The 12,887-nt window shown below is 66.8% G+C and carries 12 protein-coding genes; 4 read left to right on the top strand and 8 right to left on the bottom strand.

What is annotated here, in order from left to right; genetic code table 11:
- Window positions 1-23: 23 nt before the first annotated feature.
- Both QK291_RS07985 and QK291_RS07990 read right to left on the bottom strand, forming a co-directional pair.
- Window positions 24-710, bottom strand: coding sequence for a response regulator (locus QK291_RS07985; protein WP_282380669.1), 687 nt, complete (start codon window positions 708-710; stop codon window positions 24-26).
- On the bottom strand, window positions 707-2,329 hold the full coding sequence (locus QK291_RS07990; protein ID WP_282380841.1) for a sensor histidine kinase: 1,623 nt from the start codon (window positions 2,327-2,329) through the stop codon (window positions 707-709). The genes QK291_RS07985 and QK291_RS07990 overlap by 4 nt, the downstream gene beginning before the upstream one ends.
- Window positions 2,330-2,618: 289 nt before the next feature.
- Between QK291_RS07990 and QK291_RS07995 the strand changes: the two genes are divergently transcribed.
- From QK291_RS07995 to QK291_RS08010, 4 genes are read left to right on the top strand one after another with little or no spacing between them, the layout of a single operon-like run.
- On the top strand, window positions 2,619-3,626 hold the full coding sequence (locus QK291_RS07995) for a tripartite tricarboxylate transporter substrate-binding protein (RefSeq protein WP_282380843.1): 1,008 nt from the start codon (window positions 2,619-2,621) through the stop codon (window positions 3,624-3,626).
- Window positions 3,623-4,135 carry a tripartite tricarboxylate transporter TctB family protein gene (locus tag QK291_RS08000; protein WP_282380670.1) on the top strand — a complete coding sequence of 171 codons (513 nt, stop codon included), beginning with the start codon at window positions 3,623-3,625 and terminating at the stop codon, window positions 4,133-4,135. The genes QK291_RS07995 and QK291_RS08000 overlap by 4 nt, the downstream gene beginning before the upstream one ends.
- On the top strand, window positions 4,135-5,769 hold the full coding sequence (locus QK291_RS08005; RefSeq protein WP_282380671.1) for a tripartite tricarboxylate transporter permease: 1,635 nt from the start codon (window positions 4,135-4,137) through the stop codon (window positions 5,767-5,769). Before QK291_RS08000 ends, QK291_RS08005 begins: the two co-directional genes overlap by 1 nt.
- Window positions 5,766-6,167, top strand: a complete 402-nt coding sequence (locus QK291_RS08010; protein ID WP_282380672.1) for a universal stress protein — start codon at window positions 5,766-5,768, stop codon at window positions 6,165-6,167. The genes QK291_RS08005 and QK291_RS08010 overlap by 4 nt, the downstream gene beginning before the upstream one ends.
- 122 nt (window positions 6,168-6,289) lie before the next feature.
- On the opposite strand, the gene QK291_RS08015 is transcribed toward QK291_RS08010, so the two are convergent.
- From QK291_RS08015 to QK291_RS08040, 6 genes are all read right to left on the bottom strand, one after another.
- Window positions 6,290-7,123, bottom strand: coding sequence for a CoA ester lyase (locus tag QK291_RS08015; protein ID WP_282380673.1), 834 nt, complete (start codon window positions 7,121-7,123; stop codon window positions 6,290-6,292).
- A complete protein-coding gene (locus QK291_RS08020) occupies window positions 7,120-7,719 on the bottom strand; it encodes a MaoC family dehydratase (protein WP_282380674.1) in 600 nt (199 codons plus the stop codon). The genes QK291_RS08015 and QK291_RS08020 overlap by 4 nt, the downstream gene beginning before the upstream one ends.
- Window positions 7,716-8,477: a CoA transferase subunit B gene (locus QK291_RS08025; protein WP_282380675.1), complete on the bottom strand. Its 762-nt coding sequence runs from the start codon at window positions 8,475-8,477 to the stop codon at window positions 7,716-7,718. Before QK291_RS08025 ends, QK291_RS08020 begins: the two co-directional genes overlap by 4 nt.
- Window positions 8,478-8,480: 3 nt before the next feature.
- Window positions 8,481-9,350 carry a CoA transferase subunit A gene (locus QK291_RS08030; RefSeq protein ID WP_282380676.1) on the bottom strand — a complete coding sequence of 290 codons (870 nt, stop codon included), beginning with the start codon at window positions 9,348-9,350 and terminating at the stop codon, window positions 8,481-8,483.
- 38 nt (window positions 9,351-9,388) lie between these two features.
- Window positions 9,389-10,552: an acyl-CoA dehydrogenase family protein gene (locus QK291_RS08035; RefSeq protein WP_282380677.1), complete on the bottom strand. Its 1,164-nt coding sequence runs from the start codon at window positions 10,550-10,552 to the stop codon at window positions 9,389-9,391.
- Window positions 10,553-10,655: 103 nt separating this feature from the next.
- Window positions 10,656-12,884, bottom strand: coding sequence for a biotin carboxylase N-terminal domain-containing protein (locus QK291_RS08040; RefSeq protein ID WP_282380679.1), 2,229 nt, complete (start codon window positions 12,882-12,884; stop codon window positions 10,656-10,658).
- Window positions 12,885-12,887 lie beyond the last annotated feature (3 nt).

Consider the following 12,887-nt stretch of genomic DNA (forward strand, 5'->3'; position numbering starts at 1 on the left):
TCGCGCTGACGCCGGGCCGATTGTCACACCGGCTTGAGCTCGTAACGGCGCTCGGGGCGGCCCGCACCGTATTTGAGCCGCACCTCAACCCTCGCCTCATCGTGGAGGTATTCGAGGTAGCGGCGGGCGCTGACCCGGGACGTGCCCAGCAGGTCCGCGACTTCGGCAGCAGACAGGTCTTTTTCGGCGGACTGAAGCACGTCGACCACCACGCGGAGCGTCTCGGCGCTGCATCCCTTGGGCAGGCGGTTTTCCGTCCGTTCCGCACGCTCGTTGCGTTCCAGCCCGAAGACCCGGTTGACGTCCGATTGCTCGGCAACGTCCTTGGCCATGTCCAGGCCTTGGTAAGCGCTGCGATAGTGCTCCAGCCGCTCCTGCAGGTCCGACTGCGAAAAAGGCTTGATCAGGTAGTGGACAATTCCTCCGCGTAGGGCCCTGCGGACGGTCTCGACCTCTCGGGCTGCGCTGATCACCAGAACGTCCAGTTCCGGCGCCGTCTCCCGCAGCCTGGCCATGAGGTCCAGACCGTTAATGTCGGGCAGGTGAATGTCCAGAAGGACCAGATCAGGCTGCAGCCGGGTCGTTTCCGATATGGCTTGGGCTCCGGTGTGCGCAACCCCGACGATGGCGAAACCCGGAGTGCGCTGGATGAAGCCAGCATGGACTTTTGCCACCATGAAGTCATCGTCGACGATCAGGACCGTGATCAAGGCCGGGCCACCTTTCCCGAGGCCGGACTCCTTGTTGCCGATGTCAGTGACAGCGGCGTCCTTTTCAGCCGCGCAGTAAAGACAGCCCCGCCGTCGTTGGACACCGCAAGCGCGCCGCCGCTCCGTTGGCAAACCACCCGCGAGATGGCCAGACCAAACCCACGGCCGCCGGCTGGACCGGGCTCCTTGGTGCTGAACCCCTGCCGGAAGATCTCGTCGGCGGCTGCGCCGTCAATCCCTGGGCCGGTGTCCCGGACGGTGACGACTACTTCGTCGCCACCGTCCTCGACAAGAACCCGGACAGAGGCCTCGGCAGCTCCGGTGACGGCGTCGAGCGCGTTGTCCACGAGGTTTCCCATGACGGTGGTCAGGTCCCGGGAGAGTTCGTCGCCCACGGGGGACAGCGACGAGGCGTGGTCCAGCTGCAACGGCACGCCGCGCTCGGCGGCAAGACTTAATTTGGCAATCAGCAGGGCGGCGAGCGCCGGGTCCTGGATGCGAGTGGTCACGTCGTCATTCAGCCTCGTCCGGTCCACGGTGACGCCGTTGACGAACTGCACCACGGATTCGTATTCGCCGATCTGGATCAGGCCTGAAATGACGTGCAGCTGGTTGGCAAACTCGTGGGCCTGCGCCCTTAGTGTGTCCGTGGCTGTGCGGGTTGCCCCCAGTTCGCGTTCCAGGGATGAAAGCTCAGTCCGGTCACGTAAGGTGGCGACGGATCCCATCACCCTGCCCTTGGAACGGATGGGCACCCGGTTCAGCACCACCAGGCGCTCCCCGACCAGCACCATTTGGTCTTGCCCGGGCTGCTCGCCGGTCAGCACTTCCTTGAGCGCCGACTCTACGGGCAGTCCCGCCAAATCCTTGCCCACGCAGTCCGCCGGGAGTCCCAAGAGTGCCCGGGCACTGTCGTTTGCCACGGTAATCCGTCCGTGGAGGTCCAACGCCACCACTCCTTCCTTGAGTCCATAAAGCATCGCCTCGCGGTTCTCAACCAGGCCCGAGATTTCGCTGGGCTCCATGCCGAGGGTCTGCCGCTTGACCCTGCGCGACAGCAAAAGGGAGCCTGCCACCCCTAGGACGCTGGCCACTCCCAAATAGGTCAACAGGTTCGGTACCGCATCCCCCAGCCGCTCCCAGGTGGACGGATAGTTCCGGCTGATGGACGCAATACCGATCATTGTCCCGGAGTCGTCAAGGACCGGTACATGGGCCGAAAGCACGGGGATGGCCGTTCCGCCCACTACACCCGTCCAGGCTCGGCCCTCCATCACCCGGCTCGCGCCAAGTTCCAGCGACCGGCTCAGCAGTCCGGGGTCCGACGACGCCACCACGGTGCGGTCGATTCGAGCGAGGGCCACTCGCGCGGACCCGGAAACGGTGCGGACCGACTCGGCGACGGCGGACAGCGCCGCACTCCCCCGCGGTTCGGCCGAGGGAAGCATTGCCCGGACGGTGGGGTTGCTGCCCAGCGCTTCAGCCGCGGACATTGCCCTGCGACCCTCGATCCGCTCAAACGCGGCGGCCGACTGGGCCAGGGAGATGGCGACAACGCCGACGAGGACGGCCAGGACAATCAGCAGCTGCAAAACCAGATATTGCCCGGCGAGGGACATTCCTCTTCGTCGGGTCACGTGCCGTCTTTCTTGGTGAGGGTTCTGCCGGCTTCTTAAGCCGGCGGCCGGGGGCGTCCGCAAAGGTCCCAATCCCGGCGGTGGGGTGAACTATACCCCACTACGACTACCGCTTTCGGCGCATGTTCCGGCATGGTTGGGGGCCGGAAACGTGAACGAAATGAACTTAACTTTCTCTGCGTACACAAGAGTGATGCCAGTCACTTAGCCGCCTAGCATCAGAGCACCCAGTCAGTTTTTGCTGATTAGCTTTATCGAGAAGAGGAACACCATGCGCCAGATCCGCGCATTGCGAATTGCCGCCGTCGCTGCCGGCATCGCCCTGATGGCCACCGGTTGCGGTGCCACCGCAAAGAGCTCAACGAGCGGAGACGCCAGCGCTGCCGCCGGTCCCGTCACCGGGCTGCAGATCCTGGTCCCCAATTCGCCCGGGGGCGGCTATGACACCACCGCGCGTGCTGCCGCGAAGGTTCTCGCAGACGAGAAGATCGCCACCAACACCGAAGTCTTCAACCTCGCAGGTGCCGGCGGAACCGTGGGACTGGCCCGCATAGTCAACGAAAAGGGCAACGGCGACCTCACCATGCTGATGGGCCTCGGGGTGGTGGGCGCAAGTTACACCAACAAGTCCACTTCCAAGCTGACGGACACAACGCCGCTGGCCAAGCTCATTGAAGAGCCCGGCGCCATCATGGTCGGCAAGGATTCGCCCTTCAAAACCATCGACGACCTCGTGACGGCGTGGAAGGCCGATCCGGGTTCCATCGCAGTCGGCGGCGGGTCCTCACCGGGCGGCCCCGATCACCTGCTGCCCATGCAGCTCGCAGGAGCAGTCGGAATCGACGCCACCAAGGTCAACTTCGTTTCCTACGACGGCGGCGGCGACCTGCTTCCGGCCATCCTCGGCAACAAGCTCGGCTTTGCTGCCTCTGGCGCCGGTGAGTACCTCAAGCAGATTGAATCGGGCGAGGTCCGTGTACTGGCCACCAGCGGCGCGGCGCGGCTGGACGGCGTTGACGCCCCCACTCTCAAGGAATCCAACATCGACTTGGTGTTCACGAACTGGCGCGGCGTCGTCGCCCCTCCGGGAATCAGCGACCCCGACAAGGCAGCCCTTATCGCCGCCCTCGAGAAGATGCACGGCACCGCCGCCTGGAAAGAGACGCTGAAGACGCACAGCTGGACCGACGCCTTTGTTACTGGCGACGAATTCAAGACCTTCCTGACCGAGCAGGACAAACGCGTGGCGGACGTCCTCACGAAGCTTGGCTTGGCGTGATCTCCTCACCAACCGTTGCTTCTCGGCTCCAAGGCCGCTCCGAGCTGGGGGTCGCCCTCCTGCTCGGAGCGGCCGGGGTCGTGGTCTTCCTTGATGCCAATGGCCTGGCGACGCCCTATTCCAGGTCAGACCCGGTGGGTCCCAAAACAGTCCCTTTCATCGTGGCCGGGCTGCTCGTCATCTGCGCCGTGCTGCTGGCAGTCAATGTACTGCGCGGCGGCAGCGGTGAAGCGGAAGGCGGCGAGGACGTTGACCTCGCACACCCCGTGGACTGGAAGACGGTACTGCCCCTCGTGGGTGCCTTCGTCGCCAACATCCTGCTCATCGGCTGGGCCGGCTGGGTGATTTCCGGAACCGTGCTGTTCTGGGGCAGCGTGTGGGCCCTCGGCGGACGCCACTACGTCCGTGACGGCCTGATTTCCCTGGCCCTGTCGATCCTGACTTTTTACGGCTTCTTCCTGGGCCTCGGCATCGCACTTCCCGCCGGTTTGTTGGAAGGGATTCTCTAATGGACGTTTTCTCCTCCCTGATGGACGGTTTCGCCACCGCCCTGACCCCGATGAATCTGCTCTACGCCGTCATTGGCGTGGTCCTCGGCACGGCAGTGGGCGTCCTCCCGGGCCTCGGCCCGGCTATGACCGTGGCCCTGTTGCTCCCGGTCACGTATGCCCTGGAGCCCACTGGCGCTTTCATCATGTTCGCCGGCATCTATTACGGCGGCATGTACGGCGGCTCCACCACCTCGATCCTGCTCAACACGCCCGGCGAGTCTTCTTCTGTGGTCACGGCCATCGAAGGCAACAAGATGGCGAAAGCCGGGAGGGCGGCCCAGGCTCTGGCCACTGCCGCCATCGGTTCGTTCATTGCCGGCACCATCGGCACAACGCTGCTCGCCGTCTGCGCGCCGATCGTTGTCCAGTTCGCCGTCAGCCTGGGCTCACCCAGCTACTTCGCGATTATGGTGCTCGCCCTGCTGGCTGTTACTGCCGTGCTGGGTTCCTCCCGGCTGCGCGGGTTCGCTTCCCTGGGTCTGGGCCTGGCAATCGGACTCGTGGGTATGGACTCCGTCACGGGCCAGCAACGCCTCACGTTCGGGGTGCCGCTACTCGCCGACGGCCTGGACATCGTAGTGGTGGCCGTGGCCATCTTCGCCGTCGGCGAGGCACTGTGGGTTGCCGCGCACCTGCGCCGCACTCCCCTGCACATCATTCCTGTGGGCCGTCCGTGGATGGGAAAGGAGGACTGGAAGCGGTCCTGGAAACCCTGGCTCCGCGGAACAGCCTTCGGTTTCCCGTTCGGGGCACTTCCCGCCGGCGGCGCCGAGATCCCCACGTTCCTCTCCTATGTCACCGAGAAGAGACTCTCCAAGCATCCCGAGGAATTCGGCCATGGCGCCATTGAGGGCGTTGCCGGGCCGGAGGCCGCGAACAACGCGGCGGCGGCGGGAACGTTGACTCCCATGTTGGCGCTGGGCCTTCCCACGAACGCAACGGCCGCCGTTATGTTGGCAGCTTTCACGTCTTACGGCATCCAGCCCGGACCGCAGCTGTTCGCAACCGAGGGGCCGCTGGTCTGGGCGCTAATTGCCAGCCTCTTCATTGGTAACCTGCTGCTCCTGATCATCAACCTTCCGCTGGCACCGGTGTGGGCGAAGCTCCTGCAGCTCCCGCGGCCGTACCTCTACGCCGGCATCCTGTTCTTCGCCACGCTGGGCGCCTATTCGGTCAACCTGCAGGCGTTCGACCTGGTCATGCTGCTGGTCCTTGGTGCGCTGGGCTTCATGATGAGGCGCTTTGGGCTGCCCGTTCTGCCCCTGGTCCTAGGTGTCATCCTGGGGCCGCGCCTGGAGGGGCAGCTGCGCAAGACCCTCCAGCTCAGCGCGGGCGACCCGGCAGGACTATGGAGCGAGCCGATTGCCGTCTGGATCTACGTCGTGGTGGCGGTCATCCTCTTCTGGCCGCTGCTGATGCGGTTCTGGCGCAAGGCCCGACCGGAGGCGGTCCCGGCTGTTGCCGGCAGGCACGTCACCACGGCGCCGGACGCTGCCAGTACAAATGATGAAAACGCGGACACTCGAGCCCTGGATGACGGCGCGACGGATACCAGCCAGACCACACCCGCAGGACGACAGGAGAACCCGTGAGCATCATCGTTGGCTACCTTCCCACCCCAGAAGGGACGGCGGCACTGGAAGCAGCCATCACCGAGGCACGAAAGAACGCGAAACTCTTGGTCGTGGTCAATTCCTCACGGGGCGACGCCTTGGTGGACAAACGCTACGCCGTGAACGAGGAGATCTCCGGGATCGAAGAGCGCCTCACGAAGGAAGGCATCGACCACCTCGTCCAGCAGCCGGTCCGCGGCAACGATGCAGCCAACGAGGTACTGCAGGCGGCCGAGCAGCACCGGGCGGAGCTGATCGTGATTGGCCTGCGGAGGCGCACGCCAGTGGGGAAACTGATCATGGGGAGCACCGCCCAGCACATCCTGCTTGAGGCCCACTGCCCTGTGCTTGCCGTAAAGGCCGGGCAGGAGCCTTAGACCCAGCGGCAGCCGCGGGCCCGGGGAACCACTACTGAAAGCCCAACGGAAAGCCACAGGCCGGGAGTCCAAAGACTCCCGGCCTGTGGCTTAGTCGCAAGCGTCTGGCTGGGGCGTTCGGGCTAGTGCCCCGCGCGGCGGAGGGTGGATTCGGCGTGCTTGAGGATGGGCCCGTCGATCATCTTGCCCCCGTGCTGGAACACGCCGGAGCCTGACGCGGCGGCGGCTGCCAGCAGTTCGGTGGCTGCCGCGATCTCGGACTCGGACGGTGCGTAGGCCCCGCGCACCACCGCCACCTGGCTCGGGTGGATGCAGGCCTTGGAACCGAATCCCGAGGCGACGGCGTCGCGCGACTCGACGCCGAGCCCGTCCAGGTCGGGAATGTTGACGTAGACCGAGTCGACGGCCTCCTTGCCGAAGGCCCGGGCTGCCAGCAGGACGGCGGAGCGGGCATGCAGCGCAACCGCGCGGTAGGCGCCGTCGTCCGTCCTGCTCGAGGTGCCGCCGAGCGAGGCGATCAGGTCCTCGGCGCCCCACATCAGCCCGACCACGTTGGGTTCGGCGGCGATGGCGGCGGCGTTGACGACCCCCAGTGCCGTCTCGCAGAGCGCGATCACGCTGTAGCCCTCCAGCTCCCGGAGCTGCTCCGCGCCTTCGGCCTTCGCGAGCATGATGTGCCGGTACGGGGTGTGCTTGAGGCAGTGCAGGTCCTTCTCGAATTCCTCCGTGCCGGCCGGGTTGATCCGGATGATGGTGCTGCTGGGGTTCAGCTCGGGGACGTCCCCGGTGGCGCCGAGCTGGGCGAGGATGGCGCCGCGGGCGCGCTGCTTGTCCGCGGGAGCCACAGCGTCCTCCAGGTCCACGATCACGGCGTCGGCGCGCTCGGCGGCCTTCTGGTACCGCTCGGGGCGGTCGGCAGGGCAAAACAGCAGGGCGGGGCCCATTAGAAAGCTCATGTGTCTATTCTCCCCTTTGCCGCGGATTCTTTCCGGGCTGTCTCTGCCTGCTGCGGGTTCGTTCCGGTCGTGTGTGCCCGCTGCGCGGCGGTGTGCGCATCCCGTGTCCACATCAGGCAGCTGCGGGTGGCGAGGGCCACGACCTCGCCGTGCTGGTTCCGGCCGGTGTGTTTCATGGTCACAATCCCCTGGCCCGGGCGCGAGGAGGACAGCCGTTTCCCGGTCACGACAGTCTCCGTGTACAGGGTGTCGCCGTGGTACATCGGGTGCGGGAACGACACGTCGTTGAGCCCCAGCTGGGCGATGATGGTCCCCTGGGTCAGCTGCGGGACGGACTGCCCCACCACCGTGGCCAGGGTGAACATGGAGTTCATCAGGCGCTGGCCGAACGGCTGCTCGGCGCTCCAGGCAGCATCGAGGTGCAGGGCCTGGGTGTTCATGGTCATGGTGGTAAACAGGACATTGTCCGCCTCGGTCACGGTCCGGCCGGGCCGGTGCGCGTAGACCACGTCCTCCTCCAGCTCATCGAAGTACAGCCCGCGCTGTTCAATGACACGGGGTCCGGCGGCGCGCTCCTGCAGGGGTTCAGTCGTCATACGGTCAGTTCCTGATCTTCCTCGAAGAGTTCGGCGCCGGTGGCCGCGGCCACGTCCTCGGCGGTCACGTTGGGGGCGAGTTCACGCAGGACCAACCGGGACGTGCTTCCCTCGGTCACGACGTCGATGACCGCCAGGTCGGTAATGATGCGGTCCACGCAGCCTTTGCCGGTCAGCGGCAGCGTGCACTGTTCCACAATCTTGGGCCTGCCGTTCCGGTCAACGTGCTCCATCATCACGATCACCTTCTTGGCGCCGAACACCAGGTCCATGGCGCCGCCCATGCCTTTGACCATCTTGCCCGGGATCATCCAGTTGGCCAGGTCACCGTTCTGTGCCACTTCCATCGCGCCGAGCACGGCAACATCCACGTGCCCGCCGCGGATCATGCCAAAGGACGCGGCGGAGTCGAAGAATGCGGCGCCCTTGTTGACCGTGACGGTTTCCTTGCCGGCATTGATCAGGTCCGGATCCACGGCGTCCTCCGCCGGGTAAGGCCCGACGCCGAGGATGCCGTTCTCGGAGTGCAGGACCACCTCGACGCCGGCGGGGATGTAGTTGGGAATGAGCGTGGGCATGCCGATGCCGAGGTTCACGTACTGCCCGTTGTGCAGTTCCCGCGCCACCCTGGCGGCCAGTTCGTTGCGGGTCCAGCCCTTGCTCTCCACCCCGGCAGGGTGTTCGACGGCGGCCGGCCGGTACTCGTGGCGGACCGCTTCGGGACGGGGCGGCGCCCCCTGCACGCTGTTGGATTCCATGGCCTAGGCTCCTGACTGGTCTGCTGCTGTGGCGGCGGGGCCGGTAGCCGTGCCGGCTTCAGCGCCGGCGGCCCCGCCGGATCCGGGCGTGGTTCCGGAGGCGTTCCCGGGCGCGGGCGGAGCGGCCAGTGCCACCGTCCGCTTCTCGATCCGCTTCTCGACGCCGGGCGCGAGCACCACGCGCTGGACGAAGATGCCGGGAATGTGGACGTGTTCGGGGTCCAGCTCTCCCGGCTCCACGAGTTCCTCGACCTCGGCGATGGTGATCTTCCCGGCCATGGCGCAAAGCGGGTTGAAGTTCATCGCGGTGGCGTGGAAGACGAGGTTGCCGTGGCGGTCGCCCTTCCAGGCGTGCACGAGCCCGAAGTCGGGGGTCAGCGACTCCTCGAGGACGTAGCCGGCGCCGTTGAAGCTGCGCACCTCCTTGGCCGCGGAGGCGATCGCAACGTTGCCGCCGGCGTCGTACTTCTGCGGCAGGCCGCCGTCGGACACCTGGGTGCCGACGCCGGCCGGCGTGTAGAACGCCGGGATGCCGGCGCCGCCGGCGCGCAGCTTCTCCGCCAGCGTGCCCTGCGGGGTGAGGACCACCTCGAGCTCACCGGCGAGGTACTGCCGGGCGAACTCCTTGTTCTCCCCCACGTACGAGCTGATGGTGCGGCGGATCCGGCCGTCCTTCAGCAGGATCCCGAGTCCCCAGTCGTCGACCCCGCAGTTGTTGCTCACGGTCTCCAGGTTCGTGGCGCCGCTTTGGTGCAGGGCCTCGATCAGGGCCACCGGGATGCCGCAGAGCCCGAACCCGCCGACGGCGAGCGAGGCGCCGTCGTGGATGTCCGCCACGGCCTCGGCGGCGCTGGCAACAACTTTGTTGATCATCGGTGATCCTTCCTCGACGGTTGCGGCCAGCGGGCCGGCTAGAGGCCCAGTTCGCGGGCGATCAGCATCAGCTGGACCTCCGTGGTGCCCTCGCCGACTTCAAGGATCTTGGAGTCGCGGTAGTGGCGTGCCACGGTGAATTCGTTGATGAAGCCATAGCCGCCGAACACCTGGGTGGCGTCCCGCGCGTTGTCCATGGCTGCCTCGCCTGCGACCATCTTAGCGATGGCCGCCTGCGTCTTGAACGGCTTGCCGGCGAGCATCCGCGCGGCGGCGTCGTAGTAGGCCAGGCGGGCGGTGTGGGCGCGGGCTTCCATCCGGGCGATCTTGAAGGCGATGGCCTGATACTTGCCGATGTTCTGCCCGAACGCGCTGCGTTCCCTGGCGTATTTCACCGACTGGTCCACGCAGCCCTGGGCTGCGCCGACGGCCAGTGCGGCGATCGCAATGCGGCCCTCGTCGAGGATGGAGAGGAAGTTGGCGTAGCCGCGGCCTTCGGCGCCGAGCAGATTCTCCTCGGGGACGTGGACGTTGTTGAGCGTCAGCGGGTGCGTGTCCGAGGCGTTCCAGCCGACCTTGTTGTAGGCCTTCTCGGCCTTGAAGCCGGGGGTGTCGGTGGGCACCAGGATGGTGGAGATTTCCTTCTTGATGCTGCCGTCCGGGCGCTCCTGCTGGCCGGTCACCGCGGTGACGGTGACGAGCCGGGTGATGTCGGTGCCGGAGTTGGTGATGAATTCCTTGTTGCCGTTGATGACCCACTCCCCGCCGCCGCGCTTGGCGGTGGTCTTGGTGCCGCCGGCGTCCGAGCCGGCTTCCGGCTCGGTCAGGCCGAAGCCGGCGAGCGCCTTGCCGGAGGCGAGCAGCGGCAGCCACTCCTCCTTCTGGGCGGCGTTGCCGAAGCGGTGGATCGGCATGGCGCCGAGGGAGACGCCGGCCTCCAGGGTGATGGCGACGGACTGGTCCACCCGGCCGAGCTGTTCCAGGGCGAGGGCGAGGGCGAAGTAGTCGCCGCCCATGCCGCCGAACTCTTCCGGGAACGGCAGGCCGAACAGGCCCATGTCCGCCATCTGGGAGACGATTTCGTACGGGAAGCTGTGCTCCTCGTCGTGCTTGGCGGAGACCGGGGCCACCACTTGATCGGCGAATTCGCGGACGGTGTTGCTGAGGTCCTGGTAATCCTCGCTGAGTTCAAAATCCGGCATAGTGACTCCTTCGTCTGTGGTGCTGTCGGTGGTGCTGTTTGTTCTGCTGTGTGTGGTGCTGTCTGAGGACTGTGGCGCCGGCCCTGGGCCGACGCCGAGGTGGCTACTCCGCCGCGCCCATCGCGATGACGGCTTCCTCGAAGGTGTCCTCGGCCTTGGAAGGCTCCGTCGGGTGGACAGGGTGGATGGTGGCCAGGACCTGGTCTGCCTTCACGAGGTCTCCGGAGGCGATGCTGATGTGCACGGTCCCGTCCAGGGGCGCCACGAGCTGGTGTTCCATCTTCATGGCCTCCACGGACAGCAGCACCTGGCCGGCCTCCACGGTGTCGCCGTTGCGGACGGAAACGGAGACCACGGTGCCGGGCATGGGCGAGCGCACCGCCGGGTCCGCGGCGCCCTCCTCGCGTTCGATGGCGGCGAGCACGCGGGCCAGCCGGGTCTCGCGGGTGAGTACTTCGAGCTTGCAGGACCAGCCCCCGTTGCCCACGTAGACGAACTGCGGCCTGCCGTCCGGGGGGAAGCCCTGCCAGGCGGGAGCCTGCGCAAACCGGAGTTCCTCGCCGTCGAGTTCCAGGGAGACGTCGTCACTGGACAGCCCCAGGACCTTCAACCGGTGCACCGGGCCGTTGTCGACCCGGACGGTGGCGTGACCGAGGTCAAGGTTGCTCAGCCAGGTGACCGCCACGGTGGCCAGCCCCCCGCCGGGCACACCGAAGCTCATGGTCCAGGCTGCCGGTGCGCCCAGGCGCCAGCCGGTGGTGGTGTCCCAGGGGGATCCGACCTTCGCCGTTCCTTCGGCCAGGACCCAGAACGGCAGGGCCGCGGCGATGAGCTCGGCGTCGCCGATACGGCGGAAGGCGAAGTCCGGCATCTTGCGCTCGATCAGGCCGGTGTCGAGCCGGCCGGCGCGGACGTCTGCGTCGTTGATCAGCAGGCGCAGATACTCGGCGTTGGTGTCGATCCCCAGCACCGTGTAGCGGGCGAGGGCCGTGTCGAGCTTGTCCAGGGCGGCCGTGCGGTCCTGGCCCCAGGCAATGACCTTGGCGACCATGGGATCGTAATCGCTGGAAATTTCCAGGCCCGGCAGGAGCGAGGAATCGATCCTGATGTTCGGATCGGCCGATGCCGGGGTGAGGGCATCAAGGTCCTCCATCCCGGTGAAGATCCCACCCCGTTCATCCAGGAGCTGCACTTCTCCACCCGAGGGCATGAAGTTCTTTTCCGGAACCTCGGCGTAGACGCGCGCCTCCACCGAGTGTCCGCGGAGCACGACGTCGTCCTGGCGGACGGTGAGCCCCTCGCCGGCGGCAATGCGTACCTGCCATTCGACCAGGTCGACGCCGGTGACCATCTCGGTGACCGGGTGCTCGACCTGCAGGCGGGTGTTCATCTCCATGAAGAAGAACTCATCCGGGGCGTTGTCGGAGACCAGGAATTCCACGGTGCCGGCACCGCTGTAGTTCACGCTGCGGGCGGCGTTGCAGGCGGCCTCGCCCAGACGCGCCCGGATCGCCGCGCCGTCGGGCAGGGATTCCAGCAGCGGGGACGGGGCTTCCTCGATAACCTTCTGGTGCCGGCGCTGCAGCGAGCATTCGCGTTCGCCGAGGTGGATGACGTTGCCGTGGTTGTCCGCGAGGACCTGGACCTCAATGTGCCGCGGGGTCAGGACGAGGCGCTCGAGGAAGAGGGTGTCGTCGCCGAAGGCGCTGGCAGCGACGCGGCGGGCGGTCACCAGGGTGTCGGCCAGGTCTTCGGGGCGTTCGACGATGTGCATGCCTTTGCCGCCGCCGCCGGCGGAGGGCTTGATCAGCAGCGGGAACCCGACACCGGCCGAGGCCTCGATGAGCTGGGCGTCCGTCATCCCCGGTTCGGCGATGCCCGGGACCACCGGCACGCCGTAGCCGGTGACGTGGTTCTTGGAGCGGATCTTGTCCCCCATGATGTTGAGGGATTCGACGCCGGGCCCGATGAACGTGATCTGTGCCTTTTCCAGGGCGCGGGCGAAGTCGACGTTTTCGCTGAGGAACCCGTAGCCCGGGTGCACGGCCTCGGCGCCGGTGTCCCGGCAGGCCTGGATGATGGCCTCGATCTTGAGGTAGCTCTCGGCAGCGGCCGCCGGGCCGATCCGGACGGCGGTGTCGGCCTCCCGCACGTGCCGGGCTCCGTCGTCGGCGTCGGAATAGACGGCAACCGAGCGGATGCCCAGCGCGCGCAGGGTGCGGATGACGCGGCAGGCGATCTCGCCGCGGTTGGCGACCAGCACGGTGCCAAAGAGCGGTGTGGCCGCCCGGGACGCCACGGGCGCCGGCAGGGGTGTGGAAGAAACGATCATAGC

It is taken from the genome of Arthrobacter sp. AL12 (assembly GCF_029960645.1).
In the GTDB taxonomy this organism is placed as follows: Bacteria; Actinomycetota; Actinomycetes; order Actinomycetales; family Micrococcaceae; genus Arthrobacter.